This is a genomic window from Yoonia vestfoldensis (assembly GCF_002158905.1).
Lineage (GTDB): Bacteria > Pseudomonadota > Alphaproteobacteria > Rhodobacterales > Rhodobacteraceae > Yoonia > Yoonia vestfoldensis_B.
Genome location: NZ_CP021431.1, coordinates 3,458,482 through 3,476,657, shown reverse-complemented (window position 1 = coordinate 3,476,657; position 18,176 = coordinate 3,458,482). Strand labels below are relative to the sequence as shown.

The following is an 18,176-nucleotide window of genomic DNA, read 5'->3' as shown; positions in this document are numbered from 1 at the left end:
CGGCCCGGTGTGGGGCCGGTCCATTTCCTGCGCCGCCTTATCAATTGCGGCGCTTGTCGTCATCCAGGTCTTCGAAATCCGCATCCAGAATGTCGTCATCCGCGCCGGGACGATCAGGCTCGGCATCGCCGGATTCTTCCTGGCTGGCCTTGTAGATGGCTTCGCCCAGTTTCATCGCGGCTTCGGTCACGTTTTGCACGCCGGATTTGATCTTGCCTGCATTGTCGCCCTCAAGGTCGTCCTTGAGCGCGGCAATCGCCAGTTCGATCGCTTCGATCGTGGTGGGGTCAACCTTGTCGGCATGTTCTTCCATCGATTTTTCGGTCGAATGGATCAGGCTTTCGGCCTGGTTTTTCGCTTCGACCAATTCGCGGCGGGACTTGTCGGCCTCGGCATTTGCCTCGGCGTCCTTGACCATTGCTTCGATGTCATCATCCGACAGACCGCCAGAGGCCTGGATCGTGATCTTCTGTTCCTTGCCGGTGCCTTTGTCCTTGGCGCCAACCTCGACAATGCCGTTGGCGTCGATGTCAAAGGTCACCTCGATCTGGGGCATGCCGCGCGGGGCTGGTGGGATGTTTTCAAGGTTGAACTGACCCAACATCTTGTTGTCGGCGGCCATTTCACGTTCACCCTGGAACACCCGCAAGGTCACGGCATTCTGGTTGTCTTCGGCGGTCGAGAAGACCTGGCTTTTCTTCGTCGGGATCGTTGTGTTGCGGTCGATCAGGCGGGTGAACACGCCGCCCAATGTTTCGATCCCCAGCGACAAAGGTGTCACGTCCAGCAGGACCACATCCTTGACGTCACCTTGCAGAACACCGGCCTGAATGGCGGCACCCATGGCGACGACCTCATCGGGGTTCACACCCTGATGCGGTTCCTTGCCAAAGAACTTGGACACTTCTTCCTTGACCTTGGGCATGCGGGTCATCCCGCCGACCAGAACAACCTCGTCGATGTCGGATGTGGACAGACCGGCATCCTTGATCGCAGCCTGGCAAGGTTTCAGCGAGGCCTTGATCAGATCGCCCACAAGGCTTTCCAGCTTGGCGCGGGTCAGTTTCATGACCATATGCAGCGGCTGGCCATTCGACCCCATGGAAATGAACGGCTGGTTGATTTCCGTGCTGGAGGACGAGGACAGTTCGATCTTGGCCTTTTCGGCGGCTTCCTTCAGCCGCTGGAGCGCCATCTTGTCCTTGGTCAGATCGACCGAGTTTTCCTTTTTGAATTCGTCAGCCAGATAGTTGACGATCCGCATGTCGAAATCTTCACCGCCAAGGAAGGTATCCCCATTGGTGGATTTCACCTCGAACAGGCCGTCGTCGATTTCCAGAATGGTCACGTCGAAAGTACCGCCGCCAAGGTCATAGACCGCGATGGTTTTGCTTTCTTTCTTGTCGAGACCATAAGCCAGCGCCGCAGCGGTGGGTTCGTTGATGATGCGCAGCACCTCAAGTCCGGCGATCTTGCCGGCGTCCTTGGTCGCCTGACGCTGGGCGTCGTTGAAATAGGCGGGCACGGTGATGACGGCTTGCGTCACTTCTTCGCCAAGATAGCTTTCAGCGGTTTCTTTCATCTTGCCGAGGATGAAGGCGGAAATCTGGCTGGGCGAATATTTCTCGCCGCGCGCCTGCACCCACGCATCGCCATTGCCACCGTCAACGATGGTAAACGGCATGTTCTTTTTCTCTTTGGCAAGGTCGCCATCGTCGAACCGGCGCCCGATCAGCCGCTTGACGGCGAAAATCGTGTTTTCGGGGTTGGTCACTGCCTGACGTTTCGCAGGCTGCCCGACAAGGCGTTCGTCATCTGTAAACGCGACGATCGACGGCGTCGTGCGCGCGCCTTCGGCGTTTTCGATCACGCGGGGCTTTGACCCGTCCATGATCGCAATACAGGAGTTGGTCGTCCCAAGGTCGATACCAATCACTTTGGCCATTTTTCAAATCCCTCTACTTTAGGCGGTTTGAGCAGCGCGAACCCATTCCGGCACCCGCGCCAGTTTCATGCGTCTGACAGCGCAACCCGCTGATCCGACGTTGGCCTGTATATAGGTGTGCCATATGGGGGCTGCAACAGTCCCAGAGGCTGCAAAAGTGCAAAAGCCACAGTTTTAGGCTATCGATTGACCGCTGGCGAAGGCCGGATGCGGCCGTCTTGGCACTGGCCTGCATGCTGGCTTTGGAAACAATCGGCCAAGCGGCGCGGGAATCAGCGTGATCAGCCGGGCAGATCGCGCGCGCCCCGCGGTCTAACGCGCGGCGTACCAGCTGAGTGATACATGCCTGCGGGTATAGAATTCGCCCATCAAGCCGATCATGATCAGCGCCAGTGAGACATAGATCGGATAGCTGACTGATGTGACATGGGGGTTATAATGCAAGAAGACATGGCCGCGTGATTGGTCGATGATATGGAACAACGGGTTCCAATCGAACAGCGCGACCGTCACGGCGGGCAGCGTGTTCACCACGAACATCTTGCCCGAGGCGATCATGTTCATCCGGATATAAAGCGAGCGCAACAGCCCGGCAAAATCGGGTATCCACGGATTGAGCGCCAGAAACACCATGCCCACCGCGATCCCGAAGAACCAGGCCAACAGCACCATGCCCAGCGCGCCGACCGGGTTGTGGATGGTGATCGGCGTGATCACGATATGATAGAATGTCAGGATCACCGTGATGGCGAATATCTGCTGATACAGCGTCGATAAGGCCGAGGCGGCAATCGAAATCAACGTGTTCATCGGGGCATGCAGCATCATTGCACCCAGCGGATTGCCCCCGCCCGCGACGGCCGCAACGGTTTTGGTATGTGTCATGTAAAGAAAGATGCCGGACATGATGAACAGCAGAAAATCGCCCCGGATCGCCGCGGTGCGCACCCCCAAAAGCGTGAACATCAACAAGAACACCCCGACCATCACAAGGCTTTGCAACGTGGTCAGCGCCAGACCGATGACAGCGCTGCGGTGGCTGGACCGCAGGTTGCGGACGATGGAATGATAGGTCACCTCTGCCATGGCAAAGAGGGTGCGGCTATGCGACTTTGTCGTGCGGACGCGAAACATGCGAAACCTTTAAACGGAGCGTGGACCACTTATCCCATGACAAGCTTGCCGATTACTTAAGCGCGAACCATAAGACAGTGATGATACCAATTCAACACAAGGCCTTGCGATGGATTATGAACTGCTGACCAATGTGATGCGCAGCGCCGCGCTAGAGGCCGGCGAGGCGATCATGCAGGTCTATGCCGCCGCCGATTTCGAGGTGCGCGCCAAAAGTGATGACAGCCCTGTCACCGCCGCCGACGAAGCCGCCGATGCCATCATCAGCGCCGCCTTGCGTGCGGCTTTTCCCGATGTCGCGCTGGTGACCGAGGAACAGGCCGCATCCCATAAATTGCGCGCGACCACGTTCTTGATCGTGGATCCTTTGGACGGCACCAAGGAATTCGTGCAGCGCCGCGGGGATTTCACCGTCAATATCGCCTATGTCGTAGATGGCGTGGCCCTGCGTGGCATCGTCTATGCCCCGGCGCGCAACCGGCTGTTCTATACCGATGCCAGCGGCCAGTCGGTCGAGGAAACCGGCCCCTTTGCGCAGGACCATGTCGGACAGCTGCGCCCGATCGCGGTGTCGGAACCGGATAATGCGGCCTTGATGGTCGTGGCCTCGAAATCCCACCGCGATCAGGCGACCGATGATTACATCGCGAAATATCAGATCCGCGACATGACCAGCGCGGGATCATCGTTGAAATTCTGCCTTGTCGCGACGGGCGAGGCCGATCTTTACCCCCGGCTGGGCCGGACCATGGAATGGGACACTGCCGCAGGCCATGCCGTCTTGACCGGGGCGGGCGGTCTGGTGGTGCGCTTTGATGACCACCAGCCGTTAACCTATGGGAAACCGGGATTTGATAACCCCTTTTTCATCGCCGCCGCCCCCGGCGTGGTTTTGGAACCTGCCTGATGTCTGTCCTGATCGTGATTCCCGCGCGCTATGCGTCGACCCGTTATCCGGGCAAACCTCTGGTGACGCTGACCGGTGCGTCCGGTGTCGCGAAAAGCCTGATCCGCCGGTCATGGGATGCCGCCATGGCGGTGGAGGGCGTCGATGATGTCGTGGTTGCCACCGATGATGACCGGATCGCCGATGCCGCGCGTGGTTTCGGGGCAAAGGTCGTCATGACCGCCAGCACCTGTGCCAATGGCACCGAACGCTGTGCCGAAGCCCTGGACAATCTGGGGGGTGATTACGACATCGTCGTCAATCTGCAGGGCGATGCGCCGCTGACACCGGCCTGGTTCATCAGCGATCTGGTCGCAAGGCTGCGCGCGCAGCCGCAGGCCGATGTTGCCACACCCGTTTTGCGCACCCAAGGGCAGATGCTGGCCGCCTTGTTGCAGGACCGCCGCGAAGGGCGGGTTGGCGGCACAACGGCCGTCTTTGGGGTAGATGGTAACGCGCTCTATTTCTCGAAAGAGGTGATCCCCTTCACCCCCGGCACCTATGGGCTGACCGATCCGACGCCGGTGTTTCACCATGTCGGCGTCTATGCCTATCGCCCGGCTGCATTGCGCGCCTATGCCCGCTGGCCGCAGGGGCCGCTGGAACAGCTCGAAGGATTGGAACAGCTGCGTTTTCTGGAACGCGGCGTCCCGATGCTCTGCGTTGAAGTTGCGGCAAAAGGGCGCGAATTCTGGGAACTCAACAACCCCGAGGACGTTTTGAAGATAGAAACAATGTTGCAGCAAATGGGCCAGCCCTAGCCGCTCAGGCACGCTATTGTTGCATTTATGACATATTATAGCCCCGATACTGGGCCAGAGGCTCGGTGATCGGATCAGTAAAGGCAACAAGATGAAACGTAAGATTACCAAGGCCATTTTCCCTGTTGCAGGGCTGGGCACCCGCTTTCTGCCCGCCACAAAATCCGTTCCCAAGGAAATCATGACTTTGGTGGATCAACCCCTGATCCAATATGCAATCGACGAGGCGCGCGCCGCCGGGATCGAGGATTTCATTTTCGTGACCTCGCGGGGGAAAACTGCGCTGGAGGATTATTTCGACCACGCCCCCGATCTGGAAAATGCCCTGCGCGACAGCGGCAAGACCGCGCTGCTGCAGATCCTGCGCAACACCTATATGGAAAGCGGGGCAATCGCCTATATCCGCCAGCATAAACCCTTGGGGCTGGGCCATGCCGTGTCCTGCGCCAGCAAGCTGATCGGGAATGAACCTTTCGCCGTGATCCTGCCCGATGACGTGATCGCCGCCGAAAAACCCTGCCTGCAGCAGATGGTCGAGGCCTATCAGGACACCGGCGGGTCCATGGTCGCCACGATGGAGGTGCCGGCCGCGAAAACATCGTCTTACGGCATATTGGATACCGGCAATCAGACGGGCCAGATCGTTCAGGTCAAGGGGATGGTGGAAAAGCCCAAATCCGGGGATGCGCCATCCAATCTGGCGGTGATCGGGCGGTATATCCTGACCCCCGACGTGATGCAGAGCCTCGATAGCGTCGATCGCGGCGCGGGCGGGGAAATCCAGCTGACCGATGCGATCGCGCAGGAAATCAGCGCGGGGCGCAATGTGTTTGGCTATCGTTTTGACGGCCAGCGCTTTGATTGCGGGTCCAAGGCCGGTTTTCTTCAGGCCACGGTTGCCTTTGCACTGGCGCGCGACGATCTGCGCGAAGAGCTGTCTGCCTTTCTTGCAGATCTACAGCCCCAGCGTAGCGCCGCACAATAGGCCGCAGGATTACCCGCATGCCGGTCGGCGCGCTGTGGATGGCCTATCGGATGCGCTGGAAGCGGCGGCGCTTTCTGTTGCGCATCTGGCGCAAGCGCCGCCAGATCGCATTGGTGCAGAACCGCACAGCCGCGATCAGGCCCAAGATGATCTTGTGTTTTGCGACAATCCGCAATGAAATGGCGCGCCTGCCTTATTTCTTGCAGCATTACCGCCAGCTGGGGATCGGGCATTTCCTGATCGTCGATAATGGCAGCGATGACGGCAGCGCCGCCTATCTTGCCGCGCAGCCTGATGTCTCGCTCTGGTCAACGCAGCACAGCTACCGGCTTGCGCGGTTCGGGATGGATTGGCTGGGCTGGCTGCAGTGGCAATATGGCCACCGGCATTGGTGCCTGACGGTCGATGCGGATGAATTGCTGACCTTTCCCTATGCCGACAGCCGCGATCTGGGCGATCTGACCAGACATCTAGAGGCAGGCGGGATCACGTCTTTTGGCGCGATCATGCTGGATCTGTATCCCAAAGGGCCTATCGCCAAGGCACGCCATGATCCGCAGAGTGACCCTTTGGACACGCTGGCATGGTTCGACGCGGGCAATTACCGCGAAAAAATCCACTGCATATATCAGAACCTCTGGATACAGGGCGGCGTGCGCGACCGGGTGTTTTTCGCAGCGCAGCCAGAGCGTGCGCCCACGCTGAGCAAAGTGCCTTTGGTGCATTGGCATTGGCGGCATGTCTATGTCAGCTCGACCCACCAGATGCTGCCACGCCGGTTGAACCATGTTTTCGACCGCGCGCAGGACCGGCGGGTCACGGGTGTCTTGCTGCATACCAAGTTTCTGCCGGACATCATGGCCAAATCCCAAGAGGAATGCATCCGGCGTCAGCATTTCGAAAACTCTCGTCTTTATACAGGCTATCATCAGCAGCTGGCGCAGGGACCCGATCTGTGGTGCCCGCAATCGCAGCGTTACGACGGATGGGCGCAATTGGTGGCGCTGGGCCTGATGTCCAAAGGTGATTGGGATGAAGATGACGCCATGTGAACAGCAGATAAAGGCCGGATCCGCTTGGGCTATCTGACATCATACCGGCTGCGCTGGTACCGCCAGCAATGGAGGCTGCGGGCCAAGCTGAAGGCGCGCGATCTGAAAATGGTGCAGGATCGCACCGGCAAGATCAGGCCCGATGACGTGCTGTTGTTCTGTACCTTGCGCAACGAGGATCAGCGGCTGCCCTATTTCCTGCAATATTACCGCGATCTGGGCATCGATCATTTCCTGATTGTCGATAACGACAGCGATGATGGCGGCCGCGATTTCGTCGCAGCCCAGCCTGACGTGTCGCTGTGGCGGACCAAGGCAGGCTATGGCGCGGCGCGCTACGGTGTGGATTGGCTGACCTATCTGCAGGGCAAATATGCGCATGGTCACTGGGCGCTGACCGTCGATGTGGATGAATTCTTTGTCTATCCATTCTGCGACAGCCGCCCGATCCGCGCGCTGGCCGATTGGCTGGATGCGTCAGAGGTCCGGTCCTTTGGGGCGCTATTGTTGGATATGTATCCCAAAGGCCCGATCAGCGCCCAGCCTTACCGGCGCGGCGATGACCCGTTCCAGATCGCCTGTTGGTTTGATGCGGGCAATTACGTCATGTCGCGCAATGCGATGCTGCGCAATCTGTGGATTCAGGGTGGCCCGCGCGCGCGCATGTTCTTTGCCGATAAACCGCGACAGGCCCCTGCGCTGAACAAGATCCCCTTTGTGAAATGGCAGCGCCCCTATGCCTATGTCAGCTCGACCCATATGATGCTGCCGCGTGGGCTGAACCTTGTCTATGATCAGCATGGCGGCGAAAAGACCTCGGGCGTGCTGCTGCATGCGAAATTCATCGACACGTTCAATACCCGCGCCGCCGAAGAGGCCCGGCGCGCCGAACATTATGCCAGTGGCCGCGAATATAAATCCTATGAAACCCGCGAAGGTGCGGACCCCGATTTCTGGTGCGAATGGAGCGAGCGCTACATCAACTGGCGCCAGCTTGAAGGTCTGGGGCTGATGTCCAAGGGGAATTGGGCATGACGCTGGGTGTCGTGATGCTGGTGCATACCGCCTTTGACCGGGCCGAACAGATGATCCGGCATTGGGCTGCGGCGGGCTGTCCGGTCGTGGTGCATGTGGACAAAAATGTCGGGCAGGCAACCCATGATGCCTTTGTCGCGGCGCTTGCCGATCTGGCGGATGTCAGTTTCAGCCGCCGGTATCGCGGCGAATGGGGGATGTGGGGGCTGATTGCGGCATCGCAGGCTGCGTCGCGCCAATTGCTGGACCGGCACCCCGATATCCAGCATGTCTATCTGGCCTCTGGCGCCTGCCTGCCGCTGCGCCCGGTCGCCGCGTTGAAAGCCTATCTTGCGACAAGGCCCGAGACCGATTTCATCGAAAGCGTCACCACCAGCGATGTAAAATGGACAGTGGGCGGGCTGGACCGCGAAAGGTTCACCCTGCGGTTCCCGTTTTCGTGGAAACGGCAGCGCCGCCTGTTCGACGGCTATGTGCGGTTGCAGCGGCTGTTGCGGATGCGGCGGCGGATACCTGCGGGGATCACGCCGCATCTGGGGTCGCAATGGTGGTGCCTGACGCGCCAGACGCTGACCGCGATCCTGGATGATCCGCGCCGCGCCGCCTTTGACAGCTATTTCCGGCAGGTCTGGATTCCGGATGAATGCTATTACCAGACCCTTGCCCGCCTGCACACAAGGCGGCTTGAAAGCAGGTCATTGACGCTGGCCAAGTTCGATTTTCAGGGCAAGCCGCATATTTTCTATGATGACCATGCCGAGCTTTTGGCCCGGTCAGGCTGTTTTGTCGCGCGCAAGATATGGCCGCAGGCCAAGGCGCTTTATCACCGGTTTCCGGGCGAGGCGCAGCCGGAACATTGCGCGCAAGAACCGCATACCGGCACGATTGACCGCATTTTCGCGCAGGCCGTTGACCGGCGCACCATTGGGCGGCGTGGCCTTTACATGCAAAGCCGGTTTCCCTTTATGGATCGTGAAAACGGGTTTACGGCTGTGCCCTATACGGTCTTGCAGGGTTTTGATGACATCATTCCCGATCTGGCCGGTTGGTTGACGGCGCAGACGGGGGTCATCGCCCATGGCCATCTGTTTGCCACCGACAAGGCGCATTTTGCGGGTGGCGCTGCGGTCTATCGCGGTGGTCTGTCAGCGAACGCCCGTCTGCGCGATTACAATGCCAAGATGTTTCTGACCAACCTGGTCTGGAACGGCCGCGATCAGCACCAATGCTTTCAGTTCGGACCCGCCGACAGCCAGGCGATCAAATGGATGTTGGCCAAGGACCCGCAAGCCAGCGTCTGGGTCGTCACGGGGGCCTGGGCGGTGCCGCTGTTCCGGTCGGGCCGATCCGCAAGCGCCGTGCGGGCCGAGGCCGCGCGCCTGCAACAGGTCGAAAGCGGCTTTATCAACGCGCTGCGGTCATCGGATGCACGCTCGCGCAGGCATATCATGACGCTGGCGGAATTTCTTGGATCGCCGGTTGATGTGCTGCAAGCCATCACCGGTGACATGGTCGGGCACCGGGCCAAGGCCTTGTCCAGACCGCCGGTGATGGTGGATCTGGACGGGTTTGCCGCGTTTCTTCAGGATCTCAAGAACCAGGGGATGCATCCCTATCTTGCAGGCGAATTCGCCCCCGGCGATGCTGTGAAATCGACGCGGCCGCCGCCGCGCAAAGCCTATGTGATCGACAGAAAATGACAGGTTTCGACTATTTCATCATTCTTGCAGATATGCGGACAGGGTCGAATTTCCTTGAATCGAACCTTAATGCGCTGGACGGGCTGTCCTGTCTGGGCGAGGCGTTCAACCCCGGCTTTATCGGCTATCCCCAGCAAGAGACCCTATTGGGCATCTCGCTGGCCCAGCGCGAAGCCGATCCGCGCGGCTTGCTGGATGCGATCAAGGCGGCGGATGGTGTCTGCGGGTTCCGGTTTTTCCATAACCACGACCCCCGCGTGCTGGATATCTGCCTTGCCGATCCGCGCTGCGCCAAGATCGTGCTGACGCGCAACCCACTGGATACCTATGTCGGCCTGAAGATCGCGCAGGCGACCGGGCAATGGAAACTGACCAATGCAACCCATGCGCGGACCCAGCGGGTGACTTTTGATGGCGATGAATTCGCCCACCATCTGCGCGCGATGCAGGATTTCCAGATGCTGCTGCTGCACCGGCTGCAGACCAGTGGGCAGACGGCGTTCTTTGTCGGCTATGATGATTTGCATGATATCGCGGTGCTGAATGGGCTTGCGGCCTTTCTGGGGTCGCCTGCGCGGTTGACGCATCTTGACCGCAAATTGAAAAAGCAAAATCCCGCCCCGCTGGCCGAGAAGATCAGCAATATGACCGAGATGGAAACCGCGCTGGGCGGGATGGACCCGTTCGGCCTTGGCCGCAGCCCGAATTTCGAGCCGCGCAAAGGGCCGGCGATCCCGACCTATCTGGCGGCGGCGCGGACCGGGCTGCTATACATGCCTTTGCGCTCTGGGCCGCAGGATGCGGTGGCCGCCTGGTTGACCGCTTTGGACAATGCGCCGCCGATCACGGATTTTTCGCAAAAATCCTTGCGCCAATGGCAGAATGATCACGCCGCGTTTCGCCGCTTCACTGTGCTGCGGCATCCGGTGGCGCGCGCGCATGCGGCGTTCTGCGACCATATCCTGACCACCGGGCAGGGGCATTATCCGCGTCTGCGCGCGACGCTGCGCAAGGTCCATCAATTGCCCATCCCCGAGGATGGCCCCGACCTTGACCATCCCGGTGATTACGATCAAGCGGCGCATCGCAAAGGGTTTCTGGCCTTTCTGCATTTCTTGTCCATCAATCTGGCGGGCCAGACCAGCGTCAGGGTGGATACGGCCTGGGCCAGCCAGTTGACGCTTTTGCAAGGGATGGCGCCGGTCGCGCTGCCCGATGTGATCCTGCGCGAAGAGGCTATGCAGCGCGACCTGCCGCTGCTTGCGGCGCAGCTTGGCAGGGAGGACGCGCCCTTGCCACGCCAGATTGCGCATCGGCATGCGGATTGGCTGATGGCGGTCTATGATCCCGTGATCGAGGCGGCAGCCCGCATCGCCTATGCCCGCGATTATGACAGTTTCGGGTTCACCGACTGGCGTTAGGCAGCCTGGCTGGACCCGACAGAGGTCAGGATCGTGAACAATGTCACCGGATCGCTGTTGGCGCGCAATTTGGCGCAGATCGACGGGCTGCGAAAGGTCCGCGACACCAGCGCCAGCGCCTTAAGATGGTCAACGCCCGCATTTTCCGGCGCGATCAATGCAAAGACCAGATCGACCGGCTGGCGATCCACAGCATCAAAATTCAGCGGCTTTTCCAGGCGCAGAAAGATGCCTTTGACCTCGTCCACACCGGCCAGCCGCGCATGCGGCAGGGCCACGCCATGGCCGACACCGGTCGGGCCAAGGTTTTCACGCTCGATCAATGCGTCGATCACGGCGGATAGTTTCAACCCGTAACAGGTTTCCGCCATCTCGCCGATATCGTGAAAAAGCCGCTTCTTGCTGGTGCAGGATGCAATCGACTTGACGGCGTTCGATTGCAATATCTCGCTCAGTTGCATGATGCGTCTTTCTTGTTTTGCCTTGGATCACCCGGCCGCGCGCGGATCGATCCATCCGATGTTGCCATCGTCTCTTCGGTAAACGACATTCACGCCGCTATGTTTTTCGTTCCTGAAAACCAGAACAGGCGCATTCGCGATTTCCATCTGCATCACAGCCTCGCCCACGGACAAAGACGGAATCTTGGTTTCCATCTCGGCGATGATCATCGCGTTGACGGTATCGTTGCTGGCTTCTTCAGACTCGTCACTTGGAGCGATGATATAGGACCCGGCATCCGAAAGTTCAACCGGGGTCGAACGGCCGGCATGATGGTCTTTCAGGCGACGTTTATAGCGGCGCAATTGCTTGTCCATTTTCTCTGCGCTGCTGTCGAAGGCGGCGTAGATTTCAGTCGCCTTTCCAGTCGCCTGCGCCGTCAACCCGGTGGACAGATGCACGACCGCTTCGCAGACATGTTCATGGCCAGACTTGGAAAAGACGACATAGGCCTCGGTGGGCCGTCCGGCGTATTTGCTTAGGATAGCATCCAATTCCGTGCGGACATGCGTTTGCAGGGCTTCACCAATATCGATCTGTTTTCCGCTGATTTGATACCGCATCTTTTCTCCTAGGGTCTGGGGGTCAGATGCCGGATCATGGCGTTGCCATGCCTGCATCGACCGCTTCGCACGCTGTCAGTGGATGATGTTAAACCATTGCGTAAGAACAATGTTTCCCAACAGGCTGACCGCTGTGTCAGCACGTCTGCGGGGCATGAACAATGGCCTGTCATCCCCTATATTTGGCGGCAAAACAGAAGCTCTTGTCAATGATACTGTCGGCTGGCGATCAAAAGAATCAGTTCACCCGAAAGTTGTTCCCCAGATAGACGCGCCGGACGTTTTCATCCTGCACCACGTCTTGTGTTGTCCCGCTCATCAAGACCTTGCCATCATGCAAGATATAGGCGCGGTCCACGATCTGCAGCGTTTCCTGCACATTGTGGTCGGTGATCAATACGCCGATTCCGCGGTTTTTCAGATCGGCAACAAGATGCCGGATCTCGGCCACGGCAATCGGATCGACCCCGGCGAAAGGTTCGTCCAGCAGCACATATTTCGGCCCTGCCGCAAGGCAGCGTGCAATTTCGACCCGCCGCCGTTCCCCCCCGACAGCGCCATGGCCGAGGCGCGCCGCAGATGCTCGATCGAGAATTCGGCCAGCAGGGTTTCAAGCCGTTCGCGCCGCTGGTGCCGGTCTTTCACCGCGATTTCGAGGATCGACATGATATTGTCTTCGACCGACATCCCCCGGAAAATCGACATCTCTTGTGGCAGATAGCCGATGCCCAGCTGCGCGCGCCGATACATGGGCAGGGTCGTGACATCGCGCCCGTCGATGATGACCTTGCCGCCTTCGGGGGCGACAAGCCCGGCGATGGCGTAAAAGCAGGTGGTCTTGCCCGATCCGTTCGGCCCCAGCAACGCCACGACCTCACCCCGGCCCATGTTGATGGATACGTTGCGGATCACAGGGCGCTTGCGATAGCTTTTGCGCAGGCTGATCACCTGCAAGCCGACATCGCCTGTCTGCACAATCAGATTGGGGGTTGGGTTCATTCGGTCGCACCCTGTTGCAGCATGGTCCGCACGCGGCCCTGCATGGTCGCGGTGCCATCGGTCACGTTCACCACCATGTTTTGCGCCGATATCACGGTGCCGCCTTGGGTCACTAGAACATCGCCGGTCAATGTCAGCAGGCCGGTCGTGATGTCGTAATCGGCATTATCCGCCTCGGCCGCGTCCTGGCTATTGGCCAGCAACACATCACCAGAGGCGATCAGCCGCGCGATTTCGTCCGTGTCGCTGCCATAGACCACTTCGACCCTTTGGGCTGACAGGCGCAGATCGCCCTGGATGACCAGCACGTCACCGGTGAAAACGGCGATGCCGGTGTCCTGATCGACGGACAAGGTTTGCGATGTCACCTCGATCGCCGCGCCGGGATCGACGACCAAAGCCCCCAGATCGATCTGCGTTTGGGCGCTTGCGGCGCTGGACAGCAACGCCAGCAGCGTCATGCAAAAGGCCAGAAATCGAGACACGATAGAAATATCCTTTGCTGCGGGCGGCCTATCCTTGCGGCGTATATATCAGCCGGACCCCGTCAGTGAACAGCATCTGGTGACCAGTATTGCTGGTATCGACCTGGAATGTCACCTGTCCTGCGGTCAGATTTCCCATTGGTGCGCGGATTTCCAGCGAGCCGTCCGAAACGGCGGTGCCTGTGTCCAGCGTGACGGTCAGGCCGCTGGTTTCCATCGTATATCCTGTCGATGTCTCTAGCCGCACAAGCCCCGAGAACCGGGCGATGCGCGCGCGGCCGTCAATCTCGCCGGTGACGCCGGTGACGTTCAGCGTGCCGCCGCCGGGATTGTCCATCTGCATCCGAAGATTATCGACGGTGGCGGTATCGGGCTGGTCCGGCAGCGGGCGGGCGCTGCGCGCGGAGACCACGACGACCGCGCCGGTATCGGTCAGGCCGGAAAATTCGGGGGCGGATAATTGCTGCTCACGCGCAAGCTCGATCACCTGCGCCACCGGGATATTGGTGCCGTCGTTTGGCGCGCGCGCGAATAAGAACAGCGTCGACAACAAGGCCAGCCCGCCGACCGGCAGCAGGATCTTGGCCCAGCCGACCCATTGCGAATACAGATTGTCGCCGCCATTCATGGTCAGACAATACCAGCCCGCAGGCAATCATGGATATGCAAAACGCCTGCGACCTGTCCGGCATTGGCGGGGTCCAGCGCAAACAGGCAAGTGATCTTGCGGCTGTTCATGATCTTGACCGCCTCTTCGGCCAGCGCATGGGGCGATACGGTGGTGGGGTTGGTGGTCATGACCTCGCCTGCATTATGATCCAGCAGGCCGTCCATATGCCGGCGCAGGTCGCCGTCGGTGACGATGCCGACCAGCCGGTGATCATCATCCAGCACGGCGGCGATGCCGAATCCTTTCTGGGTGATCACCAGCAAGACATCCGACATCGGCGTATCCACATGCACCAGCGGGATCATGTCATCGCGGTGCATCAGATCGGCAACCTTGGACAATTGCGCGCCCAGCTTGCCGCCGGGGTGAAAGTCACGGAAGTTTTCAGGCGTGAAGGCGCGATGTTCCATCAGCGCGATGGCCAGCGCATCGCCCAGCGCCAATGTCATCGTGGTGGATATCGTCGGCACGATGCCGCGGCCACAAGCCTCGCCCAATTGCGGCAGGGTGATGCCGACATCGGCCTGCTGGATCAGCGTGCTATCGGCACGGCTGGCCACGCCGATCATCGGAATGCCAAAGCGGCGGGTATAGGCGACCAGATCGGCCAATTCGGGCGTTTCCCCCGAATTCGACAGCACCAGCACCACATCGCCCCGCGTCATCATGCCCAGATCGCCATGGCTCGCCTCGGCGGGATGGACGAAATGGGCGGGCGTGCCGGTGCTGGCAAAGGTGGCGGCGATCTTGCGCGCGATATGGCCGGATTTGCCCATGCCCGACACGATGACCCGGCCTTTGGCGTTCAACAACAGCGTGACCGCATCCGCGAAATTTGCATCCAGCGCGGCGGATAAGGCGGTCAGCGCATCCGCCTCTTGCAAGATCACGCGGCGGGCTGTTGCCAGAAAGGGGACAGGATCAGCCATCAATGCGCAAAGATATCGGTTTCGGGCCAGCCGCCCAGGTCCAGCGCGGCGCGTGTCGGCAGAAAATCAAAACAGGCCTGTGCGACCGCGACCCGATCTTCGCGTTGCAGCAGCAGATCGAAGGCCGCCATCAGCTGGTGCAGATACAAGACATCAGAGGCGGCGTAATCCAGCTGCGCGGCTGTCAATTTGGGCGCGCCCCAATCGCTTTGCTGTTGGTGTTTGGAAATGTCGATCCCCAGCATATCCTGCAACAGAACCTTCAGCCCGTGCCGGTCGGTATAGGTGCGCACCAGCTTGGACGCGATCTTGGTGCAATAGACGGGGGCGGTCACGACACCAAAGGCATGAAGCAAGGCCGCGATGTCGAAACGGCCAAAATGGAATAGTTTCAGCACGGCCGGGTCGGTCAGCATCGCGCATAGGTTCGGCGCGGCGGCCTGCCCCTTGCTGACCTGCACCAGATGGCAATCGCCGTCGCCGCCCGACATCTGGATCAGGCACAGCCGGTCGCGGTGCGGGTTCAACCCCATGGTTTCGCAATCGATCGCGACGACCGGCCCCAGGTTCAGCCCATCTGGCAGATCGTTGTGATACAGAAAATTCGCCATCGTCGTTCCAATCCGCTGGTTTCGCCGTTCCAGATACGCAGGAAGTCCGCAATGCTCAAGCTTCGTTGATCAGAACCAGCCGATCCTGTGATATCGTGACCGGATGGGCGGCGTGCAACGAGAGCCACATTTCGAATTCCCGCGCCGGCATCGGGCGGGCAAAGCCATAGCCTTGGCCAATGGTGCAGCCACGGTCAAGCAGGTGCTGTGCCTGGTGGCTTTCCTCGATCCCTTCGGCCACGACATGCAGGCCAAGTTCCGCTGATAGCGCAAGAATGGCGCGCACGATACTATCGGCCCCATGGTCGGGCAGGGGTGCGACCAGCGATTTGTCCAGCTTGATCCCTGAAAGCGGCAATTGCGTCAGATGGCACAGCGACGCATAGCCGGTGCCGAAATCATCCAGTTCCAGCGCAATGCCACATTCTGACAGGCTGTCGATATTGATAGCGGCCATATCGCCCGCGCCGTTGAGCAGCGTGTTTTCCAGCACCTCGACGATCACCTGTTCCGGGCGCAGCCCTGAATTGCGCAGCACAAGAAGAAAGCGTTCGACCAGATAGGGATCGGCAATGGTGGTTGGCGCGGCGTTCAATGACAGCACGGGATCCCAGATATTCATCGTCTGCCATTTCACGGCTTGCACCATGGCGGCTTTCCAGATGGCAAGATCCATCTCGACGCTCATGCCGGCGCGTTCGACCGCGGGCAGAAACCTGTCCGGGGTCATCAAGCCGCGGGTCGGGTGGCGCCATCTGGCCAGCACCTCGACACCATGCAAGGCCCCGTCGATCAGGCGGATCTGCGGCTGAAACCAGGGTTCCAATTCGCCATTGCGGATTGCGTCGGGCACTTGCATCTGCAGTTCCAGCAAATGTCCCGCAGCCTCGCGCAGCGCCGGGGTGAATTCTTGCGCGCGGTTGCCGCCTTCGTTTTTGGCCACCTGCAGCGCCATGGCCGCATCGGCAAGCACGCACAAAGGCTCGGTCCGATCCGGGTCAATCACCAGAAAACCGATGCTGGCGCGCACCTTCAACCGCCGGCCCCGCACATCCCAGGGGTCAGACAGCGCCGCCATGACACGGCGCAGCATCAGCGCAGGGGGTTCATCGGTCATCAGCGCGAATTCATCGCCGCCGATCCGGGCGACGATCTGGTCGTCATCAACGCATGCGCGCAGCGCTTTTCCAACCGCGATCAGCAGGTCATCGCCCCTTTCATGTCCGGCGGAATCGTTAATGGATTTGAACCCGTCCAGCCCGATGAACAAAAAGGTCTGCGGCGTCGCGGGGGTGCTGGTCATCCGGTCTGTCAGCGTGGTGATCAGATGGCTGCGGTTGGGCAATCCGGTCAGGCTGTCGTGATTGGCCAGGTAGAGCAGGCGCGCATTCGTCTGTTTCAGCGCCACCTTGGAACTAAGCAGGCGTTTGGACTGGTCGCGCAGGGCGCGGATCTGGGTCTGCACCGCCCGATGCGCGGGATAGAATATGACCAACGCCTCTGCCAGCAGCACCAGCATGGCAGCCCCAAGGACCACGCGTTGATGCCTTTGCAGTTTTTCCAGTTCCGCCGCCGCATTGATCGGGGCGCTATGCGCGATGATCTGCTGGTTGACGCCATGCATCGTGGCCAGCAATGCCAGCGCGATTGTCAGGCCAAGAATATAGCGCAGCCAAAGCTGTTCGGGGCTGATCTGTGCAAGATGCCCGGTCAGACGGTCTGATAGATATTTGATCAAGAGCATCCGACGAATCCCGCAGGTTTGGCCGGGATAGCTTGATCCAGATTGATTAAGGGAGCGTTGCGCGCCTGCCTGCCCTTTTGGTCACATCGCCTGCATCAGGTCCTGGCAGCGGCGGGTGTAATCGTCGCGCACGGCCATCGGCGGGCGCAGCCGGATCGCAAACAGATCCAACAGCGCGGCGTCCTGCTTGCCAAAGAACTTATCCGCCTCGGGGCGCGAGAATCCGGCGATCTGCACGGCTTCCAGCCATGCCGACAGCTTGTCTGCCTTTTTGATCTGCCGCTTGATCTGCACCGGCAGCTGCGCGGGCAATCCGAACCGCAGGTGGATCGCCGCGGTCAACCGGTCGTCCAGCGCGCCGTAACCGGGGCCGACCGCCGCCTTGACCGGGCTGATCATGTCGCCGATCACATATTCGGGCGCATCATGCAGCAGCGCTGCCAACTGCCAGCGCAGCGGCGCTTTGGGGTTCTGCTGGATGAAGATATCCGTCACCAACAGCGAATGTTCGGCCACGGTATAGGCGAAATCACCCTTGGTCTGACCGTTCCAGCGCGCAACAAAGGCAAGGCCATGCGCGATATCGCTGATTTCAATATCCACCGGCGTCGGATCAAGAAGATCGAGCCTGCGCCCCGACAGCATTCTTTGCCAGGCTCTTGGTTGCTTCATGATCACTGCGCCTTAACTGAATC

17 protein-coding genes and 1 pseudogene are annotated in these 18,176 nt (G+C 59.9%); 7 read left to right on the top strand and 11 right to left on the bottom strand.

The window, feature by feature from the left end:
• Positions 1–40: 40 nt before the first annotated feature.
• On the bottom strand, positions 41–1,945 hold the full coding sequence (gene dnaK, locus LOKVESSMR4R_RS17445; protein ID WP_087211350.1) for a molecular chaperone DnaK: 1,905 nt from the start codon (positions 1,943–1,945) through the stop codon (positions 41–43).
• 312 nt (positions 1,946–2,257) lie between these two features.
• Positions 2,258–3,079 (bottom strand): ABC transporter permease, encoded by an 822-nt coding sequence (locus LOKVESSMR4R_RS17440; protein WP_087211347.1) that lies wholly within the window; start codon positions 3,077–3,079, stop codon positions 2,258–2,260.
• Positions 3,080–3,188: 109 nt separating this feature from the next.
• Here LOKVESSMR4R_RS17440 and cysQ point away from each other — a divergent pair, with 109 nt between their 5' ends.
• The 7 genes from cysQ (at position 3,189) to LOKVESSMR4R_RS17405 (ending at position 10,979) form a co-directional block, all read left to right on the top strand.
• Positions 3,189–3,986 (top strand): 3'(2'),5'-bisphosphate nucleotidase CysQ, encoded by a 798-nt coding sequence (cysQ, locus tag LOKVESSMR4R_RS17435; protein ID WP_087211344.1) that lies wholly within the window; start codon positions 3,189–3,191, stop codon positions 3,984–3,986.
• On the top strand, positions 3,986–4,786 hold the full coding sequence (locus LOKVESSMR4R_RS17430) for a 3-deoxy-manno-octulosonate cytidylyltransferase (RefSeq protein ID WP_087211341.1): 801 nt from the start codon (positions 3,986–3,988) through the stop codon (positions 4,784–4,786). The genes cysQ and LOKVESSMR4R_RS17430 overlap by 1 nt, the downstream gene beginning before the upstream one ends.
• A 91-nt stretch (positions 4,787–4,877) precedes the next feature.
• A complete protein-coding gene (gene galU / locus LOKVESSMR4R_RS17425; protein WP_087211337.1) occupies positions 4,878–5,771 on the top strand; it encodes a UTP--glucose-1-phosphate uridylyltransferase GalU in 894 nt (297 codons plus the stop codon).
• A gap of 17 nt (positions 5,772–5,788) precedes the next feature.
• A complete protein-coding gene (locus LOKVESSMR4R_RS17420; RefSeq protein WP_087211333.1) occupies positions 5,789–6,823 on the top strand; it encodes a glycosyltransferase family 2 protein in 1,035 nt (344 codons plus the stop codon).
• Between the two features lie 24 nt (positions 6,824–6,847).
• Positions 6,848–7,858, top strand: a complete 1,011-nt coding sequence (locus tag LOKVESSMR4R_RS17415) for a glycosyltransferase family 2 protein (protein WP_204248695.1) — start codon at positions 6,848–6,850, stop codon at positions 7,856–7,858.
• Entirely contained in the window at positions 7,855–9,558 is a 1,704-nt protein-coding gene (locus LOKVESSMR4R_RS17410) for a beta-1,6-N-acetylglucosaminyltransferase (RefSeq protein ID WP_087211329.1), read from the top strand. Before LOKVESSMR4R_RS17415 ends, LOKVESSMR4R_RS17410 begins: the two co-directional genes overlap by 4 nt.
• Positions 9,555–10,979, top strand: coding sequence for a sulfotransferase family 2 domain-containing protein (locus LOKVESSMR4R_RS17405; RefSeq protein WP_087211326.1), 1,425 nt, complete (start codon positions 9,555–9,557; stop codon positions 10,977–10,979). The genes LOKVESSMR4R_RS17410 and LOKVESSMR4R_RS17405 overlap by 4 nt, the downstream gene beginning before the upstream one ends.
• Here the strand turns inward: LOKVESSMR4R_RS17405 and LOKVESSMR4R_RS17400 are convergent.
• The 9 genes and pseudogenes from LOKVESSMR4R_RS17400 to LOKVESSMR4R_RS17360 all read right to left on the bottom strand — a co-directional run bounded on the left by LOKVESSMR4R_RS17400 (position 10,976) and on the right by LOKVESSMR4R_RS17360 (position 18,153).
• Positions 10,976–11,440, bottom strand: coding sequence for a PTS sugar transporter subunit IIA (locus tag LOKVESSMR4R_RS17400; RefSeq protein ID WP_087211323.1), 465 nt, complete (start codon positions 11,438–11,440; stop codon positions 10,976–10,978). The two genes, LOKVESSMR4R_RS17405 and LOKVESSMR4R_RS17400, sit on opposite strands and share 4 nt — an antisense overlap.
• Positions 11,441–11,467: 27 nt before the next feature.
• On the bottom strand, positions 11,468–12,043 hold the full coding sequence (hpf, locus tag LOKVESSMR4R_RS17395; protein ID WP_087213516.1) for a ribosome hibernation-promoting factor, HPF/YfiA family: 576 nt from the start codon (positions 12,041–12,043) through the stop codon (positions 11,468–11,470).
• 238 nt (positions 12,044–12,281) lie between these two features.
• Positions 12,282–13,042 (bottom strand): annotated as a pseudogene (gene lptB / locus LOKVESSMR4R_RS17390) (LPS export ABC transporter ATP-binding protein).
• Positions 13,039–13,527 carry an LptA/OstA family protein gene (locus LOKVESSMR4R_RS17385; RefSeq protein WP_335673970.1) on the bottom strand — a complete coding sequence of 163 codons (489 nt, stop codon included), beginning with the start codon at positions 13,525–13,527 and terminating at the stop codon, positions 13,039–13,041. Before LOKVESSMR4R_RS17385 ends, lptB begins: the two are co-directional and overlap by 4 nt.
• 28 nt (positions 13,528–13,555) lie before the next feature.
• Positions 13,556–14,155 carry an LPS export ABC transporter periplasmic protein LptC gene (gene lptC, locus LOKVESSMR4R_RS17380; RefSeq protein WP_087211317.1) on the bottom strand — a complete coding sequence of 200 codons (600 nt, stop codon included), beginning with the start codon at positions 14,153–14,155 and terminating at the stop codon, positions 13,556–13,558.
• A 2-nt stretch (positions 14,156–14,157) separates the two neighbouring features.
• On the bottom strand, positions 14,158–15,126 hold the full coding sequence (locus LOKVESSMR4R_RS17375) for a KpsF/GutQ family sugar-phosphate isomerase (protein WP_087211313.1): 969 nt from the start codon (positions 15,124–15,126) through the stop codon (positions 14,158–14,160).
• The gene (locus tag LOKVESSMR4R_RS17370) at positions 15,126–15,737 is read right to left on the bottom strand and encodes a ribonuclease D (protein WP_087211309.1); all 612 of its coding nucleotides are present in this window, start codon (positions 15,735–15,737) and stop codon (positions 15,126–15,128) included. Before LOKVESSMR4R_RS17370 ends, LOKVESSMR4R_RS17375 begins: the two co-directional genes overlap by 1 nt.
• A 55-nt stretch (positions 15,738–15,792) precedes the next feature.
• On the bottom strand, positions 15,793–17,481 hold the full coding sequence (locus tag LOKVESSMR4R_RS17365; protein WP_087211306.1) for a putative bifunctional diguanylate cyclase/phosphodiesterase: 1,689 nt from the start codon (positions 17,479–17,481) through the stop codon (positions 15,793–15,795).
• 81 nt (positions 17,482–17,562) lie between these two features.
• Positions 17,563–18,153, bottom strand: coding sequence for an HD family hydrolase (locus LOKVESSMR4R_RS17360; protein WP_237331842.1), 591 nt, complete (start codon positions 18,151–18,153; stop codon positions 17,563–17,565).
• Between the last annotated feature and the right edge of the window lie 23 nt (positions 18,154–18,176).

Coding starts and splice junctions, on each gene's coding strand:
- LOKVESSMR4R_RS17420 (WP_087211333.1), top strand. CDS start 5,789: ATGCCGGTCGGCGCGCTGTGGATGGCCTATCGGATGCGCTGGAAGCGG.
- LOKVESSMR4R_RS17410 (WP_087211329.1), top strand. CDS start 7,855: ATGACGCTGGGTGTCGTGATGCTGGTGCATACCGCCTTTGACCGGGCC.
- LOKVESSMR4R_RS17405 (WP_087211326.1), top strand. CDS start 9,555: ATGACAGGTTTCGACTATTTCATCATTCTTGCAGATATGCGGACAGGG.
- cysQ (WP_087211344.1), top strand. CDS start 3,189: ATGGATTATGAACTGCTGACCAATGTGATGCGCAGCGCCGCGCTAGAG.
- hpf (WP_087213516.1), bottom strand. CDS start 12,043: ATGCGGTATCAAATCAGCGGAAAACAGATCGATATTGGTGAAGCCCTG.
- LOKVESSMR4R_RS17400 (WP_087211323.1), bottom strand. CDS start 11,440: ATGCAACTGAGCGAGATATTGCAATCGAACGCCGTCAAGTCGATTGCA.
- galU (WP_087211337.1), top strand. CDS start 4,878: ATGAAACGTAAGATTACCAAGGCCATTTTCCCTGTTGCAGGGCTGGGC.
- lptC (WP_087211317.1), bottom strand. CDS start 14,155: ATGAATGGCGGCGACAATCTGTATTCGCAATGGGTCGGCTGGGCCAAG.
- LOKVESSMR4R_RS17430 (WP_087211341.1), top strand. CDS start 3,986: ATGTCTGTCCTGATCGTGATTCCCGCGCGCTATGCGTCGACCCGTTAT.
- dnaK (WP_087211350.1), bottom strand. CDS start 1,945: ATGGCCAAAGTGATTGGTATCGACCTTGGGACGACCAACTCCTGTATT.
- LOKVESSMR4R_RS17375 (WP_087211313.1), bottom strand. CDS start 15,126: ATGGCTGATCCTGTCCCCTTTCTGGCAACAGCCCGCCGCGTGATCTTG.
- LOKVESSMR4R_RS17370 (WP_087211309.1), bottom strand. CDS start 15,737: ATGGCGAATTTTCTGTATCACAACGATCTGCCAGATGGGCTGAACCTG.
- LOKVESSMR4R_RS17440 (WP_087211347.1), bottom strand. CDS start 3,079: ATGTTTCGCGTCCGCACGACAAAGTCGCATAGCCGCACCCTCTTTGCC.
- LOKVESSMR4R_RS17365 (WP_087211306.1), bottom strand. CDS start 17,481: ATGCTCTTGATCAAATATCTATCAGACCGTCTGACCGGGCATCTTGCA.
- LOKVESSMR4R_RS17360 (WP_237331842.1), bottom strand. CDS start 18,153: ATGAAGCAACCAAGAGCCTGGCAAAGAATGCTGTCGGGGCGCAGGCTC.